The sequence below is a fragment of the Ruegeria sp. CDSA193 genome (genome assembly GCF_059611885.1).
The window spans coordinates 103050-119455 of record NZ_JBXWPN010000006.1 but is presented as its reverse complement, the minus strand read 5'-3'; the positions used below and the strand labels follow the sequence as shown (position 1 = coordinate 119455).

The 16406-nt window shown below is 56.3% G+C and carries 14 protein-coding genes; 7 read left to right on the top strand and 7 right to left on the bottom strand.

Features of this window, described 5'->3' with window-relative positions; translation table 11 throughout:
• The first annotated feature begins 135 nt into the window (after positions 1–135).
• On the top strand, positions 136–1167 hold the full coding sequence (locus AC2FLG_RS12995; protein WP_496706503.1) for a hypothetical protein: 1032 nt from the start codon (positions 136–138) through the stop codon (positions 1165–1167).
• A 93-nt stretch (positions 1168–1260) separates the two neighbouring features.
• On the opposite strand, the gene cobS is transcribed toward AC2FLG_RS12995, so the two are convergent.
• Entirely contained in the window at positions 1261–2244 is a 984-nt protein-coding gene (gene cobS / locus AC2FLG_RS12990; protein ID WP_496690879.1) for a cobaltochelatase subunit CobS, read from the bottom strand.
• A gap of 450 nt (positions 2245–2694) precedes the next feature.
• On the opposite strand from cobS, the gene AC2FLG_RS12985 reads away from it, so the two are divergent.
• Positions 2695–3582 (top strand): Hint domain-containing protein, encoded by an 888-nt coding sequence (locus AC2FLG_RS12985; protein WP_496706501.1) that lies wholly within the window; start codon positions 2695–2697, stop codon positions 3580–3582.
• Between the two features lie 5 nt (positions 3583–3587).
• Here the strand turns inward: AC2FLG_RS12985 and AC2FLG_RS12980 are convergent, their stop codons facing one another.
• The gene (locus tag AC2FLG_RS12980; protein ID WP_496689725.1) at positions 3588–4214 is read right to left on the bottom strand and encodes a J domain-containing protein; all 627 of its coding nucleotides are present in this window, start codon (positions 4212–4214) and stop codon (positions 3588–3590) included.
• Between the two features lie 107 nt (positions 4215–4321).
• Between AC2FLG_RS12980 and AC2FLG_RS12975 the strand changes: the two genes are divergently transcribed.
• The gene (locus tag AC2FLG_RS12975; RefSeq protein WP_142634975.1) at positions 4322–4576 is read left to right on the top strand and encodes a BolA family protein; all 255 of its coding nucleotides are present in this window, start codon (positions 4322–4324) and stop codon (positions 4574–4576) included.
• Positions 4577–4787: 211 nt separating this feature from the next.
• Positions 4788–5921, top strand: a complete 1134-nt coding sequence (locus AC2FLG_RS12970) for a glycosyltransferase family 4 protein (RefSeq protein ID WP_496706499.1) — start codon at positions 4788–4790, stop codon at positions 5919–5921.
• Positions 5922–5973: 52 nt separating this feature from the next.
• Here the strand turns inward: AC2FLG_RS12970 and AC2FLG_RS12965 are convergent, their stop codons facing one another.
• The 5 genes from AC2FLG_RS12965 to pepN form a co-directional block, all read right to left on the bottom strand.
• A complete protein-coding gene (locus AC2FLG_RS12965; protein ID WP_281972785.1) occupies positions 5974–6405 on the bottom strand; it encodes a DUF4177 domain-containing protein in 432 nt (143 codons plus the stop codon).
• Positions 6406–6587: 182 nt separating this feature from the next.
• Positions 6588–8099 carry an Asp-tRNA(Asn)/Glu-tRNA(Gln) amidotransferase subunit GatB gene (gatB, locus tag AC2FLG_RS12960; RefSeq protein WP_496706497.1) on the bottom strand — a complete coding sequence of 504 codons (1512 nt, stop codon included), beginning with the start codon at positions 8097–8099 and terminating at the stop codon, positions 6588–6590.
• A gap of 70 nt (positions 8100–8169) precedes the next feature.
• The gene (locus AC2FLG_RS12955) at positions 8170–9429 is read right to left on the bottom strand and encodes a hypothetical protein (RefSeq protein WP_142634967.1); all 1260 of its coding nucleotides are present in this window, start codon (positions 9427–9429) and stop codon (positions 8170–8172) included.
• A gap of 129 nt (positions 9430–9558) precedes the next feature.
• Positions 9559–9987: a hypothetical protein gene (locus AC2FLG_RS12950; protein ID WP_496690875.1), complete on the bottom strand. Its 429-nt coding sequence runs from the start codon at positions 9985–9987 to the stop codon at positions 9559–9561.
• On the bottom strand, positions 9984–12593 hold the full coding sequence (gene pepN, locus AC2FLG_RS12945; protein ID WP_496706495.1) for an aminopeptidase N: 2610 nt from the start codon (positions 12591–12593) through the stop codon (positions 9984–9986). The genes AC2FLG_RS12950 and pepN overlap by 4 nt, the downstream gene beginning before the upstream one ends.
• 219 nt (positions 12594–12812) lie before the next feature.
• On the opposite strand from pepN, the gene AC2FLG_RS12940 reads away from it, so the two are divergent.
• From AC2FLG_RS12940 to AC2FLG_RS12930, 3 genes are all read left to right on the top strand, one after another.
• Positions 12813–14945, top strand: a complete 2133-nt coding sequence (locus AC2FLG_RS12940; protein ID WP_496706494.1) for a malate synthase G — start codon at positions 12813–12815, stop codon at positions 14943–14945.
• 25 nt (positions 14946–14970) lie between these two features.
• Complete coding sequence (locus tag AC2FLG_RS12935; protein WP_271950308.1) at positions 14971–15396, top strand: GlcG/HbpS family heme-binding protein; 426 nt, start codon at positions 14971–14973, stop codon at positions 15394–15396.
• A 220-nt stretch (positions 15397–15616) separates the two neighbouring features.
• Positions 15617–16396, top strand: coding sequence for a gamma-glutamyl-gamma-aminobutyrate hydrolase family protein (locus tag AC2FLG_RS12930; protein WP_496694845.1), 780 nt, complete (start codon positions 15617–15619; stop codon positions 16394–16396).
• The last annotated feature ends 10 nt before the right edge of the window (positions 16397–16406 follow it).

Sequence of the window (16406 nt, the reverse complement as noted above, 5' to 3'; positions counted from 1 at the left end):
CGGACCTGTAGAAAAGAGGCAACGCCCGGCTTCTGCGTGGCCTGTGATTCTAACTGGGGGTGACTTTTCCGTCAGTACAATGCAAAACGAACGGTACACGAACGCGTGATATAGTTATTTGTTTGGGACGGTTTTATGGGACTCAGAAGACAATTTCGAAAATTGTTCGGGATCAAAAGACAGACCATAGAATTACAGCCCTCCGGCTGGCTAGCCGAGAATGTTTTCTGTCAGTCACCCTCAACGCCGCTGAGTGAGATAGTTCACGTTTTCGATCCCAAATACAAAGATCCTGACCCAATCAACCTGGTGCATATCGTAAATTTCTTTTCTGTCGACGGAGCGATGAATGATGTGCAGCGCGCTACGTTGGATAGCATGGTGACTGCCAAATCAGATCCGTTGGCTGGTGAAGGTGAAACAACTTTGGTGCAGGTTCCGGTGCATGGGGACGAAGATCTGATTCAGGCCCATTACGGCCTGCAAGTTGCGACAAAACTGGAACGCACGGTTCTGGATGTCGGAACGTTTCGAATTCCTCGGCCTTTGCCACTTTTGTTTGATATTCTGGAAAAGGGTGCATCCGTTGCTAAACCCGGAGATTTTGTAATCTACACTAATGCAGATATTTGTCTTCAGCCCTATTTTTATGGCGCGGTACGTCAGCTTATTGCGGGTGGTTTCGATGCCATCACGATCAATCGCCGGACATTTGGCGATGCGCATGGGTTTTCCCATGACCCCCTGTCTATGGGCGAGGTTGGTATGCAGCATCCGGGTTTCGACTGCTTTGTTTTTTCCAAAGAAGTTTTCGATCAATTTGTTCGCACAGATTCCTGCCTCGGGATGTCTGGGGTCATACAGCCAATGCTATTCAATCTCGCTGCGCACTCGAAACGAATGCTGATGCTCAAGAATGTCAGTCTGACGTTTCATTTCGGCGATGATCGGCCGTGGAAAACCCAGGACTTTGATGATTATGCCATGCATAACTTCACAGAGGCGGCGGATAGTTTAACCAAATTGGCGGAAGACGTCAGTAAACGCGGTCATCTTCGCGAGTTCTGTGACAATCACATTGGAATCTGGAAACTTGACGACGATGGACTGCTGGCTCCAGATGCGGCTCAAGAAGTTGCACAGGCACATTTGGCCAATAATGCATAAAAGCTAACTTTCGTAGCTTTTGATGATGTGGCCCTACCAGAGCTTCCGAAAGCCTGTGCCACGCACAAGCCCCCGGAAATTCCGTATATTTTGTTATCCCAAGCTGGTGCTTGCAGCGCTTTCCGGGAGTTCCTCGTCAAAACACCGCTGATAGAACTCGGCCACTGTCTGGCGCTCCAGCTCGTCGCATTTGTTCAGAAAGGATAGGCGGAAAGCATAGCCGACATTGCGGAAAATCTCGGCGTTTTGGGCCCAGTTGATTACCGTTCGGGGGCTCATCACGGTCGAAAGATCACCGTTCATGAACGCGGTCCGAGTCAGATCGGCAACGGTGACCATCTGAGCGACGATCTTGCGGCCCTCGGCCGTGTTGTAGTGCGGCGCTTTGGACAGAACGATCATCGTTTCTGCGTCATGGCTAAGGTAGTTCAGCGTCGCGACCAGAGACCAACGGTCCATCTGGGCTTGGTTGATCTGTTGTGTGCCGTGATACAGGCCGGTTGTGTCACCCAGGCCAACAGTATTGGCGGTGGCAAACAGGCGGAAATACTTGTGCGGGGTCAGAATCTCGTTCTGGTCCAGCAGGGTCAGGCTGCCATTGGTTTCCAGAACGCGCTGGATCACAAACATCACGTCTGCGCGCCCGGCGTCGTATTCGTCAAAGACGATCGCAACAGGGTTACGCAGAGCCCAGGGCAGAATTCCTTCGTGGAAATCCGTAACCTGCTTGCCGTCGCGCAGTTTGATCGCGTCCTTGCCGATCAGGTCGATCCGGCTGATATGGCTGTCGAGGTTCACACGCACAGCCGGCCAATTCAGGCGTGCGGCAACCTGTTCGATATGGGTCGATTTACCGGTGCCGTGATAACCCTGAATCATCACGCGGCGGTTATGGGTAAACCCTGCGAGGATTGCCAGCGTCGTATCTGGGTCGAACTTATATGTCGGGTCGATCTCGGGAACCCGTTCTGTCTGTTCGTAAAAGCGTTTGACCTGCATGTCAGAATCGATGCCGAACACATCTCGGACCGAAATCTCTTCTGTTGGTTTTGCGTTTGCGTCAATCGGCCAATCCATGCCTGTCGTCCTTATCCTGATACCGCGGCCCCCGCGCGGGCTTCTGAACCCGTGTGTGGTGCAACATATTGCGGGTAAGGGCAAGGGGAAGCGGCGAGGCTAAAAGACTGAGGCGCAGTTTCATTCGTATTGACGCGCTCGGTATACCGCCTCCGTGCGTTTCAGATAAAGGCACTGTGCCCAATCGGATTACACATAAGGAGATGGTCTTGGTGAAATTGCACTTCTACATCAGGCGATATTGTTGGCCAGCAGGCAACAATATGCATTCAAATATGAAAATATCACTTAGTTTGGGGGTAACTGTGTTTTAGACTGAACATATTAGTGAGTTTTAATGGGTTCCGAGTGAGGTAGTTTATGAGAAGCTTGGTTCAGGCTGCTTTCAGTTCTGTACTTTCCATGGTCATTTGTTGGCGCATTCGGTCGTCAGCATCCTGGGCCTGACCAATGGCTTTTGATGCCCTTCTCCATACTGTCAACAGCACTGGCCGCGGAGACCTGATCGTTCAGGACACGACCGTTCCTGCCATTATCTCTGGCTCTACGATCTCGTTCGATGGTGGGGCAACGTTCCAGACCTACACATATCTTGGCCAAGGCAATTACCGTGGCACAGGGGAATCTGGCGAGTTCATTCGGGTGGGCGGCCAGGTTTATGCCTGGGACACGGCGAACCCGACGGGCCCGATGACATTGGGGAACTGGAAGATCACGACCTCGGATCTTGATCCAACAGACCCGCCCTGTTTTGTTTCCGGGACTTTGATTGATACCGACAACGGACCGGTCCCGGTCGAGAAATTGGTTGTTGGCGACAGGGTGCTCGTCTCGAATGGCGGGGCACTGCCTATTGTCTGGATCGGCAAAAGGGCTCTTAGCACTATGGCTTTGCACAGCAGGCCAAAGTTCAGACCTGTCTGCATCCGGAGAAATGCCCTGGGCAAAGGGGTGCCGGATCAGGATTTGTACGTGTCGCCTCAGCATCGGATCGTGCTGGAAGGCTGGCGGGCCGAGTTATTGTTTGGCGAAGCAAAGGTTTTTTCGGCTGCCATCCATTTGGTCAATGGCGATACGGTCTATCAAGTGCCGCCCGATAAGCCGGTAGAATATTTTCACATTGCCTGCGAACGGCACGAGATTTTGACATCCAATGGCGTGCGCAGCGAAAGCCTGTTTCTGGGCGACAGGGCGCTGCAATCCTTTCACCGCGAAGACGTCGACGAATTGCGCGCGCTATTCCCTGAACTGTGTGCTGAGGCGTCGGTTCCTCGAACGCGGTTACGTTGCTTGAAACGCCCCGAAGTGCTGGCGCTGCAGGGTATGGCCAGCAATTAAAACGCCTATTTAAAGTTCCGGCTGTCTTTGATCTGGTCCCAGGCCCAGACAACCTCTTGCAGCTGCTCTTCCTGCGAGCGGTCGCCGCCGTTCATATCGGGGTGCAACACCTTGATCAGCTTTTTATAGGTCTTTCGGATTTCGGCCTTGGACCAGCTGTCATTGGCTTCCAGAATCTCGATAGCGCGACGTTCGGTCGGGGGCAGGCGGCGGCCGCCTCCGCCTGTAGTGCGCCCTTTGTTCTGGGTACTGTTCGCGCCCAGCACCTGGTGCGGGTCTTCGATTCCCAAACGGGCCCAGGCACGTGCCTCGGGATCGCCCATGGGTTTGGTTTCACGCTCCCAGACTTTGTCCTTAGACTGTTGAGCATTCATTTCGGCCTCGGTCGTGCCGTCGAAGAAATTCCATTTCTGGTTATACTCGCGCACATGCTGCTGGCAGAACCAGAAGAAATCATCCAAAACATCCGGTGCTTTCGGGGCCCGAAATTTACCAGGCTCTTCACAGCCCTCATGGTCACAGATTCGCACCGAAGTTTCAGACGCGCCAGACATACCACGCCGTCCACGCGGGTTTTTTTTCTTCGCGCTGGAGACGGACATATCGAATCCAAATGGGTCTGATTTCGTCATGCTATGATCCTTAAGAACGCATCTTCTCGACTCGGAGGCAGCAGTTTAGTCTAAGCAGCCGAAAGTAGAAGAGGGGGGCGGTAATATTTTTGCCGCTGAGCGTAAAAATGACCGTGACCGAAGAAATGCGAAGCCGCCTGCAATCGGCGTTTGATCCACATGAGCTTGAAATTGTTGACGACAGCGAAAGCCACCGCGGGCATGCCGGATTCCAAGAAGGTGGTGAAAGCCATTTCAACATCCGAATCCGCGCGGCTGCATTCGAGGGGCAATCTCGCGTTGCCCGCCACCGCGCAGTGCACAAGGCGCTTGGAGATATCGTGCCGCGGATCCATGCTCTGGCATTGGATATCGGTGTTTAGGCAGGCTTTTGCAACGCGGCCCGGAACGGTCGTACCCCTGCAGAGAAGACAATTCGCGGGTTTTGCCGTGATCGTTCAGAGATTGGCACAGGGTCGCGGGTTGGATAGGTGAAAGCCGGCCGGTAATTTTTCGGTGTTTTGGTGATTTCGACCGGTTTCTTGCAGTGATGGCAACAAATCAGGAAATTCAGCCTGAATGTGAAAACATTCCATGCATAACAGTTGCTCGAACGCGGGCCCTAATCTACCCTCCATTGACGGGATGTTTTTCAGGTATTTGGTTTTGAGAGTTCTTTTTGTGCAGGCTGGATTTGGGCCTGGGGGGGCAGAGAAAGTAATCGCCATGGTTTCAGGGCATTTTGCCCGGCGCGGTTGTGCTGTTCACGTTACCGGTTTTCAGATGCCGACCGATGGTCCCTATTTCCCGATGCATCTCGATGTTGAACTCAGCGTTGCAGAAAAGGCGACGGGACAGGCGTCACGTATTACGCATATCCGCTCTGTCATAAAGAAATTCCGACCGGACGTTGTAATCTCATTCCTGACCAAGGTGAATGTTCAGACTCTTCTGGCAAGCGTTGGAACCGGGATTCCCGTTATCATTTCTGAACGCAACAATCCGCTGCGACAGGACGCACATCCCCTTTGGGCACCGCTTCAGGGGATTGCGGGGATAAAGGCAGCAAAGGTTGTCGGGCTGACACATCGCGGATTGGCGGATCTTCCCTTCACTTTGCGCAAGAAGGGGATGGTTATTCCGAACCCGATCCTCCCCTTTGAGCGAGTTGAATCCTCTGGCACGAGGCGGGGTGTGCAACTGGTCGCGGTTGGCCGCCTCGTTCGGCAAAAGGGGTTCGACATGCTGCTGCAGGCGATGCAGCGCATTCATTCCCAAACTCCAGATACCAGGTTGATTATCTATGGTGAGGGCAGCGAGCGGGAAAATCTGCAGAAACTGCGCGATGATCTGGGGCTACAGTCGGTTGCTCGGCTGCCCGGCAATACGATCGAGGTCGGGGAATGGGCGCAGCGTGCGGACATTCTGGTAGCGACCTCGCGGTTCGAAGGGTTTCACAATGTCGTCGCTGAGGCGGCGGTCAGCGGGATACCGGTCGTGTCTTTCGATTGCGATTACGGTCCGTCAGAGTTCATTCAAAACGGACGGAACGGATATCTGGTTCCCGTCAACGATGTCAGTGGTTTGGAACAGGCAGTGCTGAAGCTGATCCATGAACCCGACCTCAGGGCGCAGATGTCCAAGGTGTCACCTACGCTAAAGGCCGATCTGTCCCCGGATCAGGTCTTTGCCCAATGGGACACGCTAATTCGCGACGTCACGAGCTGAGATTCAAAACGCTACTCCTGACAGCTGTTTTTGACAGACCCGGTTAGGGCAATCAGGTTTTTTGACCTTCAGTCTCTGCAGTTTCGTCTTCCGATTTTTCTGTTTCAGCACCTTTCAGCGACAAAGGCGGCTCTTTGGCCTGTTCTGCAATGGGGGCCGGGGCCTGAACGGTATCGGGACCAGGAACAGGTTGAGCAAGAGCAACGCCATCCTTCGTTTCGGTCGGGCCAGGTGTCGGGGCAACAGGCACATCAATTTCACGGCGGAATATCAGCACATTGCGCCAGTTCACGGTGCTGCCGGTCAGGCCGGAGCGTTCCTCGCTGGGCAACAACTCGGCGCGTTGATATTCCCAGCCATCCTGCCCCATCTGGTTTAGCACTTGTTCAATAGAAGCAGCGAAACGTCCCTCGGCTGACTTTTCACCCTTGGTCTTGGCAGACTTTTGGGGGGAAGGGACAACTTTGTATTCGTAGCGGGGCATCGGAATTCCTACCTGTAAGTTCCGGGTAATCTAGCAGGTTGATCACAATGGGAAAGTCATCATAGCGCGGCGGGCGAATTCCGGCACATCTGCTGGTGCGGGTCTGGTGCCACAAATGACAAGCGGCGGGACTTTGCGCAAAGGCTAAAGTCCCGCCGCCGAAATCAGTAAAACCGAAAGATCTACGATCCCAGTTTCTTGGCAATCAGCTCGTTGACGGCCTTGGGATTGGCCTTGCCGCCAGTCGCCTTCATTACCTGACCAACGAACCAACCGGCCAGTTTCGGGTTTACCTTGGCCTTCTCGACCTGTGCCGGATTGGCGGCGATGATCTCGTCCAAAGCGGCCTCGATCGCGCCCGTGTCCGTCACCTGCTTCATGCCGCGGTCTTCGACGATCTGCGCCGGATCTCCGCCTTCGGTATAGACGATTTCGAACAGGTCCTTGGCGATCTTGCCCGAGATCGCGTCCGAGGAAATCAGGTCGATGATGCCGCCAAGCTGTGCAGGTGAAACCGGCGAGTCGGTGATCTCGTGATCTTCCTTTTTCAGGCGGCCAAACAGTTCGTTAATGACCCAGTTTGCAGCCAGTTTGCCATTGCGACCCTGCGCGACCTCTTCGAAATAGGCAGCCGATTCAACATCAGCTGTCAGCACCGATGCGTCATAGTCCGTCAGTCCGAACGTGCTGATAAAACGCGCTTTTTTATCGTCAGGCAGCTCGGGCAGGTTGGCGGCGATGTCGTCAACCCAGGCCTGCTCGATCTCTAGCGGCAGCAGGTCAGGGTCAGGGAAGTAGCGATAGTCATGCGCTTCTTCCTTGGACCGCATCGAACGCGTCTCGCCCTTGTCCGGGTCATACAGGCGGGTTTCCTGATCGACCTTGCCACCACCTTCGACGATCGCGATCTGGCGGCGGGCTTCGACCTCAATGGCTTGCTGGATGAAGCGCATCGAGTTCATGTTCTTGATCTCACAACGGGTGCCCAGATGCGAGAAATCCTGTGTTTCCTGATACTTTTCATAGGCCCCCGGCAAACAGATCGAGACGTTCACGTCTGCCCGCAAATTGCCGTTCTGCATGTTGCCATCACAGGTGCCCAGATAGCGCAGGATCTGACGCAACTTGGCGATATAGGCGGAGGCCTCTTCCGGGCCGCGAATGTCGGGGCGGCTGACGATCTCCATCAGGCAAACACCGGTTCGGTTCAGGTCGACGAAAGACATATGCGGGTCCAAGTCGTGGATCGACTTGCCCGCGTCCTGTTCCATGTGGATGCGTTCGATCCGCACCATGCGCGCGGTGCCGTCGCCCATCTCGACCAAAACTTCACCTTCGCCGACAATAGGCTGATAAAGCTGGGAAATCTGATAACCCTGCGGAAGGTCGGGGTAGAAATAATTCTTGCGGTCAAAAGCCGATTTCAGGTTGATATCGGCTTTCAGGCCCAACCCAGTGCGCACGGCCTGTTCGACGCAATATTCGTTGATCACCGGCAGCATCCCCGGCATTGCCGCGTCCACAAAGGCCACGTTCGAGTTCGGCTCGGCCCCGAATTGGGTCGACGCGCCAGAGAACAGCTTGGCATTGGACGAGACCTGCGCATGCACCTCCATCCCGATTACCAGTTCCCAATCGTGCTTGGCCCCGGCAATGGTTTTGGGCTTAGGCATTTCGTATGTCAGGTCGAGCATGGCGCGCCTCATTTCCGCAGAAGTCTAAGCCTGCGTATTAGGCCCGGCGCGCCAAAGGGGCAAGGGGGAATCAGTGTCCGGACAGGTGCAACCCTGTCGGAGTAAAGGTCACATCCATGCCGCTGCGCAGTTCCTCGCGAAACAGGTCGCCGATTGCCCGCAACGCATCGCGGTGCCCGCGGGCTGCAAACCGTTCGGGCGAGTTGATGCGGACCGAGTTATTGAACCCTTGTGCCGCATGGGCCCAGATCAGCGGATGCAGTTCGGTCAGGTGATCACGGATCAGCCAGTTGGCCGCGTCGTGGATCTGAGCGCGCACCGCGTCGGCCTTTTCATTCCCCCCAAGGCCGTTCTGGATGGTTATCGCACAATAGGCAGCCAGCATATTGACCATCTGCTGGTCGGGGCGGTTGCGCAGTATATCGTGCAAACCCTGCAGGAAGTATTCGATATCCAGCCGTGCGCAGGCTTCGTCGTCTAGGGCGATGGCATCAAACTGGACCCAAGTGTAGCCACCGGCGCCCCAAAGGTCATGGGTACGGGCTGCATTGCGCAGGGCCTGAACCTCAAGCTCTTCATAGCTGCCGAACCAGCGTGGCAGCAGATGAGTGCCCATTGCACGCATATGGCGTTGGTTATGCGGGTCCAACGTAATCAACTGTTCATACTGATCAGCCACGCGCAGATTGGACTTGCGCTGACCTGCCAGCAGAGCACAGCCAACAGCTGCAACCAGCGCATTGTTGGGTGCGGCTTCGCGGCATTTTGGCAGGATATCGGCCGCGCGGTCGAAATGGGCGGTGCAGCGAGACCGGTGCAAGGGGGGAAGAACTGCGTTTGTAGCAGTGCCGCGCCACGCCCATGCCAGGTCAATATGCGCCATAGCCACAACAAGGGCGATCATCGGATCATCCTCATGCGCCCGCATTTCATCCTCAAGCTCAGAAATTCCGCCAAGAAGATCATAGTCTGACAATGCCCGATAATCGGACAGAGCGTGTTCGACCGCCAGCACTACATCGGACCGAGCGCCGAATGCCAGCAAATCCGCGATTGGCATCCCATCGGGCGCAGTTTCGCGCGCGTCATCGGCGGCACGCATCTTTGCAGAAAGGTCTGCCCACCGATCCTGGCGGGCTAGATCGCGGCCAAGTTCGATGACGTCCTGACCGATCAGTTCATCGGCCGAGACATTTGCGACGGGGATATTTACCGAACCCTGATCTGGCAAAGCAGCGGCCAGCACTGCATCGGCGGCGTCGAAATCTGACGCAATTTTCAAGGATGGATGTGGAACGCGGGCCTTTTGGGCCATCAGAAACCGGAACATGCTTACACTCGAAACAAAAAAAATCGTAACCTAGCTTTAGAGACTGGCCTCTATTTGGCTCAAATTCAAGCTACAACCGTCTTATTGTCGCTTTGTTCCGGTCAATGCGCCCTGAGACTCGGGATCGTTTCAAAATGGGCCGAAATGATGCCGTTCAACCTTTAGGCCAGCCTCTTTCAGGCGGGACTCGAGTTCCTTATGCGGAGGGGTCGACTCATCAGGCAGGCGAATCCGCTTTTCCGAGGTCAGCACCAGCGACATGCGCACCGAGAAATCCCAGCGTGTATCCAGACGCACATGGTCGATTTCGCTCAATCTTACGCCAGCCTCGCGCCGCCCCGAGAACCACCGCAGCCCATCCTGATCCAGCCGGAGCCCCGAACGGGTGTTTTGTGCAAAGTCCCATAATGCGGGCAGGGTGAACAGGGCCAGCAGGCCAATCAGCCACCAGACGGCATCAAAGGCGATGACCAACACAGCCAGCGCGGAATAGACCGACAGCAGAATGGCGATGACCTGCGGTGACCTGTTATGCCGTGTATAGGAATAGGGGGTCATGCGTTCAGGATGCGCGTCACCATTTCGGTCGTGTCCCGTGAAAGGTCTGGCGTTTCGGCGATGCGGGTTAGTTGGGTGCGGATAAGGGCCTGGCGATCTGCGTCATACCGCTTCCACGCTTGGAATGCCGAACACATCCGCGCCGTGGTCTGCGGATTGACCGGATCCAGTTTGATCAGCCAGTCCGCCAGCAGAGAATAACCAGCTCCATCAGCACGGTGGAAACCGGCGTGATTCGTCGCCAATGCCCCTAGAACAGCCCGGAAACGGTTCGGGTTCTTCCAGTTGAAATCCGGGTGCCCGGTCAGGTGGCTTACGATATCTGCAGTTTCTGCCGGGGCTGACATCGCCACCTGCAGGCCGAACCATTTGTCCATCACCAGCCGGTCATCTTGCCACCGGTCATAAAACGCGTTCAGTTCCTGTTCGCCTTTGCCCGCACGCAACAGGCAGGACAAAGCCGAAAGCTGAAGGGTCATGTTATCGGCGCGCTGATAATCCTCGGCCGCTTTTGCACCCCCGTCCAACCGTGAGGTCAACGCCAATGCGGCCCCACCCAGAGCCCGCTGGCCGGCTTGTTCTGCGTCCGGGCTAAAGGCTGCTTCGATGCTGGTTTCGCTGTGCAGGCGGGGCAGCAGATCCTGAACGTGCTGGGCCGTTACCTGCCGCAGCGTTTCAACAGCGGTCCAAATGGCCATCGGGTCGGGCGTGACACCCTGTTCATGCATCATCGCAGCAAGTTCAGATTGGGACGGCAACCCCAGCATCAAGGCGCGATAAGACGGGTCAAGATCGCTGTCGCGCAATACGGCGAGGATGCCATCGAGATAATCCGTTTCCGGTGCCGCATCCGTCAAGATCATCTTGATCAGCGTGTCTTCGGCTAAAGATCGCCCCGCCTGCCAGCGGTTGAACGGGTCGCTGTCATGAGCCAGCAAAAAGGCCCGCTCAGCGCTGCTCTGGTCATGTTCCAGAATCACAGGGGCCGAGAAATCGCGCAGGATTGAGGCCGTGGGTTTGGGCGGATTGGCACCGGACACGCGTTCCGGTCCTTCGCAACCCTGCAAGCGCCAGCCTTCTACTGTGTATACGAAAGCAAAGCTTTGGGTTTCCTGCGTGAACTCCAGAATGGTTGTGGGCATGGTTTCATCCCCGTTCGCGCCGATCAGCCCGACCGCAACGGGGATAACCTGCGGCAGTTTTTCTGACTGTCCGGGGGTCGGGTCGGTGCGCTGTTTCAGCGTCAAGGTGTAGATGCCATCAGTCCATTCTTCGGTCACCGATACGCGCGGGGTGCCTGACTGGCTGTACCAGCGTTTGAACTGGGTCAGGTCGCGATCTGTGGTGTCTTCAAACACTTTGATCCAGTCCTCGATGGTGCAGGCCTGACCGTCATGCCGATCAAAATACAGCTCCAGCGCCTGCGCATAGGCCTCGTCACCTACCAGACGTTTCAGCATGCCGATCACCTCGGCGCCTTTTTCGTAGACCGTCGCTGTGTAGAAGTTGTTGATCTCCTGAAAGCTGTCTGGCCTCACCGGATGTGAAAGCGGGCCGTTATCCTCGGCGAACTGGCGCGCCCGCAGGTCGATGGCATCGTGGATACGTTTGACCGGGGCCGAGCGCATGTCCGAGGTGAACTGCGCATCGCGGTACACCGTCAGACCTTCTTTCAAGCACAGCTGAAACCAGTCGCGGCAGGTGATGCGGTTGCCAGTCCAGTTGTGGAAATACTCATGCGCGATGATCGCCTCGATCCGTTCGAAATTCATATCGGTGGATGTCTCAGGGCTGGCCAGCACGGCGGACGAGTTGAAAATGTTCAGACCCTTGTTTTCCATCGCCCCCATGTTGAAATCATCGACGGCGACGATGTTAAAGACATCCAGGTCGTATTCGCGACCATAGACGTCCTCGTCCCATTTCATCGACTTCTTCAGCGCCTCCATACCGAAGGCGCATTTTCCCTCATCGCCCGGGCGCACCCACAGGTTCAGTTCAACCTCGCGGCCCGATTTGGTTGTGAACTGACCGGGATGTGTAATCAGGTCGCCTGCGACAAGGGCGAACAGATAGGCGGGTTTGGGCCAGGGGTCATTCCATTCGGCCCAGCCATCCCCCTTGCCGGTCGGGTTGCCGTTCGACAGCAGAACCGGCAACGCGCCATTAATGCGTACGGTGAAGATCGACATCACGTCGGGCCGGTCGGGATAGAAGGTGATCTTGCGAAACCCCTCGGCCTCGCATTGGGTGCAATACATGCCGTTCGACATGTAGAGCCCCTCAAGCGCAGTGTTATTGCCTGGGTCGATTTCGACCTCGGCTTCCCAGACAAATGCCGCGTCGGGAACAACCGCCGTCAGGCCGGTCTCTGTGACGTCTGGAGTGATCTCAACCCCGTCAACAGTAGCACGGATCAGTTTCAGTTGCTCACCATGCAGGAAAAACTGACGGTCTAAGGCATCAGGATTGGGCCGGAAGGCGATGCGCGAAGTCACTCGGGTTGCATTTGGGGCCAGATCAAAGGTCAGATGTACGCTGTCCACCAGATAACCAAACGGAGTGTAGTCTTTCAGATAGATCGTCGTGGGGGCTGCGTCGCGCATCGGTGGCCTCGAATGGGTTGGTATCAGGCGCGACGTTATGGGTTGCTGCGATGGGCTGCAAGCGGTGCAAGTAAGCTTGCTCAATAGGCGATAAGCATCTGTCGATGTCGAAGTGGCCTGACGACCAAAGACCCAAACTGACCAAGACATGTTGCCTATCGGAAATATCCGCCCTAATTGGGGCCTGTATACAACGGCGTACATACGAGGGGATGTGGCATGAGCAGCAGACAGATGCGGAGCGGACTCAAGGTCGACGGGATTCTGACTGAATTCATAGAAGGGCGTGCTCTGTCTGGAACAGGCGTTGCGGCTGACACCTTCTGGAACGGGCTTGCGCAGATGGTTCACGAGTTGGGTCCAAAGAACCGTACACTTTTGGCAAAGCGGGCCGATATCCAGGGGCGCGTCGATGCCTGGCATTTGGAAAACAATGGCCAGCCGCATAATGCTGTCGCCTATCAGGATTTCTTGCGCGAGATCGGCTATTTGGTGGCTGAAGGCGGGGATTTTCAGATCGAAACCGACAATGTCGATCCCGAGATCGCGTTGATTCCCGGTCCTCAGCTGGTGGTTCCTATTACCAATGCGCGTTTTGCACTGAACGCTGCCAATGCGCGCTGGGGCAGCTTGTATGACGCGCTTTATGGCACCGATGCGATGGGCGATCTTCCCGTCGGTGGTGGTTATGACGATGCGCGCGGAGCACGTGTGATTGCTTGGGCCAAAGGGTTTCTGGACGATGCCGCCCCGCTGGCCAGCGGATCGTGGGCTGAAATGTCAGAACTGCGCGTTGAAAATGGGGTTCTGGTGCCCGCGCTGGCAGATGCAGCGCAGTTTGTGGGTTTTGGCGGTGCTGCTGAAAACCCGGGCTTTGTTCTGCTGAAGAACAACGGTTTGCATGTCAAAGTCGTGATTGACGCTTCCAGCACCATTGGCGCCACCGACCCGGCCGGTATTGCTGACGTGCATCTTGAATCGGCGCTGTCGACGATCATGGACTGCGAAGATTCAGTCGCCTGTGTGGATGCCGAGGACAAGGTGGTTGCCTATGGCAACTGGCTGGGCCTGATGAAGGGTGATCTGACCCAAGAGGTCAGCAAAGGCGGCACGACTTTTACACGCAAACTGTCCGATGACCTGACCTTTACCGCGGCGGACGGTGGCGCTGGTGTTCTTAAGGGCCGGTCGCTGATGCTGGTCCGCAATGTTGGCCACCTGATGACCAATCCGGCCGTTCTGGATGCCGAAGGGCGCGAGATCGGCGAAGGTCTGATGGACGCGCTGTGCACCACTCTGATTGCGATGCACGACCTGCAGCGCGATGGCGGCAACTCGGTCACTGGTTCAGTCTACGTGGTAAAGCCCAAGATGCACGGCCCCGAAGAGGTCGCCTTTGCCGTCGAAATTTTCGATATGGTTGAGGACATCCTCGGCCTGCCGCGGAATACCGTTAAGCTCGGTATTATGGATGAAGAGCGCCGCACCTCGGCGAACCTTAAGGAATGTATCCGCGCCGCCAAATCGCGCGTGGCCTTCATCAACACCGGCTTTCTGGACCGGACCGGGGATGAGATCCACACCTCGATGGAGGCAGGACCAATGCTGCCCAAGGGCGACATCAAGAACACGCCGTGGATTGCGTCTTATGAAGATCGCAATGTTGATATCGGTCTGGCATGTGGCTTGAAGGGCAAGGCACAGATTGGCAAAGGCATGTGGGCGATGCCCGACCGTATGGGTGACATGCTGGACGCCAAGATCGGTCACCCGAAATCGGGTGCAACTTGCGCCTGGGTGCCGTCGCCGACTGCCGCGACACTGCACGCAACACATTATCATAAGGTCAACGTCCTGGAGCGCCAGGACGAATTGGCTGCCGGTGGCGCACGTGGTACGCTGGATGATCTGCTGACCGTGCCTTTGCTGGGCGGCCGCAACCTCAGCGATGATGAGATTGCGCGTGAGATCGAAAATAACGCGCAAGGCATCCTGGGCTATGTGGTTCGCTGGGTCGATCAAGGCGTTGGCTGTTCGAAAGTGCCGGACATCAATGATGTTGGCCTGATGGAAGACCGTGCCACGTGCCGGATTTCGTCTCAGGCCTTGGCCAACTGGCTGCATCATGGCACTGTCGATGAGGCGCAAGTCATGGCCGCGATGCGGAAAATGGCCGTAGTGGTCGATCGGCAGAATGATAGCGATCCGGCGTATCGCCCAATGGCTCCCGGTTTCGACGGCATCGCCTTCCAGGCGGCCTGTGATTTGGTTTTCAAAGGCCGTGTTCAGCCTTCGGGTTATACCGAACCTGTCTTGCACGCCCGCCGTCTGGAGATGAAAGCCAGCCTTTAACCCAACAGAAATGACTGGATCGAATATGGTAATTTCTTTGCGCAAAGCCCGTACCCTTATCCGCAAAGCCCTTGAAAAAGGGCGCGAGTTGGGGCTGAAACCCCTCTCGGTCATCGTTCTTGATGCTGGTGGCCACGTCATCGCGTTTGAGCGTGAAGACGGTGCTGCCCCTGGTCGTTTTGCGATTGCGCAGGGCAAGGCCTACGGCTCAGTCATGCTGGGGATGGCGGGCACAGCCCAGATGCAACGCGCCGAGGCGCAGGCCTATTTCATGGCCGCCGTAAACGGTGTTTATGGCGGTCAGGTCGTGCCGGTTCCGGGCGGTGTCCTGCTGCGTGACCGAAAAGGTGCCGTAATTGGCGCAGTCGGTGTGACCGGCGACACGTCGGATAACGACGCCATCGCTGCCATGGCCGGGATCGAAGCGGCTGGGTTGACTGGCGAAGTTTGACCTTTGGTGAACTCGGAGAGCCGGCAAAAGCTCTCCGATCTTTACGAGGCACAAGCGGCGCGCAAAGCGAACAGGGCCTATTCGGCGGTGGTCCGATCAGGCCCCTTGTTGTGCAGGGGTGAACAGAGACTTGCGCTGACACACAGGCTATGTGCTATTGCGCGCCTGTGACCCTGTCGATACCTTTCCCGGAACGTGCGGAAAGAACTAGGAAAGAATAATGGCTCGACCTGTCGTCGGTATCATCGGCAATTCATATTTGATGAACGATCAATATCCGACTCATGCCGGCGGCACGATGAACTCGGATGCGGTGGCCAATGTCTCGGGTTGCTTGCCGATGCTGATCCCTGCCGACCCGCGGTATGTCTGTGTTGAGGAACTGTTGCAAGTCTGTGATGGCTTCCTGCTGACAGGAGGACGCCCCAATGTACATCCCGAGGAATATGGCGAACCCGCAACCGAAGCACACGGTGATTTCGACCGGGCGCGCGATGCGATCACGTTACCTTTGGTGCGGGCCTGTGTCGAAAGGGGGCAGCCCTTTTTCGGTATCTGCCGCGGCTTTCAAGAAGTTAACGTGGCCATGGGCGGAACACTTTATCCAGAAATCCGGAATTTGCCGGGGCGAATGAACCACCGGATGCCACCCGACGGCACGTTAGAAGAAAAATTTGCCCTGCGCCATGTGGTCAACCTGACCGAGGGGGGCGTGTTTCATCGGTTGATGGGCGCTGCCGAGGTGATGACCAACACGCTGCACGGGCAGGGGATCAAAACGGTTGGACATCGCATTGTGATAGACGGCGCTGCACCAGACGGCACGCCCGAGGCGATTTATGTGCAGGACGCGCCCGGTTTCACCCTGTCGGTGCAATGGCACCCGGAATGGGACGCGGTCAATGACCCTGTCTCGCGGCCGCTTTTTGAGGCGTTTGGCGATGCGGCACGCGACTGGTCCGCAGGAGTGCGATCGGGATTGGTTAAACAAACCGCCTGAGTCCCTGCGC

Bases quoted from the DNA above. Each gene is read 5' to 3' on its own strand.
- AC2FLG_RS12980 (WP_496689725.1), bottom strand. From the start codon at position 4,214: ATGACGAAATCAGACCCATTTGGATTCGATATGTCCGTCTCCAGCGCG.
- gatB (WP_496706497.1), bottom strand. From the start codon at position 8,099: ATGCTCGACCTGACATACGAAATGCCTAAGCCCAAAACCATTGCCGGG.
- AC2FLG_RS12930 (WP_496694845.1), top strand. From the start codon at position 15,617: ATGGCTCGACCTGTCGTCGGTATCATCGGCAATTCATATTTGATGAAC.
- AC2FLG_RS12950 (WP_496690875.1), bottom strand. From the start codon at position 9,987: ATGACCCCCTATTCCTATACACGGCATAACAGGTCACCGCAGGTCATC.
- AC2FLG_RS12995 (WP_496706503.1), top strand. From the start codon at position 136: ATGGGACTCAGAAGACAATTTCGAAAATTGTTCGGGATCAAAAGACAG.
- AC2FLG_RS12955 (WP_142634967.1), bottom strand. From the start codon at position 9,429: ATGTTCCGGTTTCTGATGGCCCAAAAGGCCCGCGTTCCACATCCATCC.
- cobS (WP_496690879.1), bottom strand. From the start codon at position 2,244: ATGGATTGGCCGATTGACGCAAACGCAAAACCAACAGAAGAGATTTCG.
- AC2FLG_RS12935 (WP_271950308.1), top strand. From the start codon at position 14,971: ATGGTAATTTCTTTGCGCAAAGCCCGTACCCTTATCCGCAAAGCCCTT.
- AC2FLG_RS12940 (WP_496706494.1), top strand. From the start codon at position 12,813: ATGAGCAGCAGACAGATGCGGAGCGGACTCAAGGTCGACGGGATTCTG.
- AC2FLG_RS12985 (WP_496706501.1), top strand. From the start codon at position 2,695: ATGGCTTTTGATGCCCTTCTCCATACTGTCAACAGCACTGGCCGCGGA.
- AC2FLG_RS12975 (WP_142634975.1), top strand. From the start codon at position 4,322: ATGACCGTGACCGAAGAAATGCGAAGCCGCCTGCAATCGGCGTTTGAT.
- AC2FLG_RS12970 (WP_496706499.1), top strand. From the start codon at position 4,788: ATGCATAACAGTTGCTCGAACGCGGGCCCTAATCTACCCTCCATTGAC.
- pepN (WP_496706495.1), bottom strand. From the start codon at position 12,593: ATGCGCGACGCAGCCCCCACGACGATCTATCTGAAAGACTACACTCCG.
- AC2FLG_RS12965 (WP_281972785.1), bottom strand. From the start codon at position 6,405: ATGCCCCGCTACGAATACAAAGTTGTCCCTTCCCCCCAAAAGTCTGCC.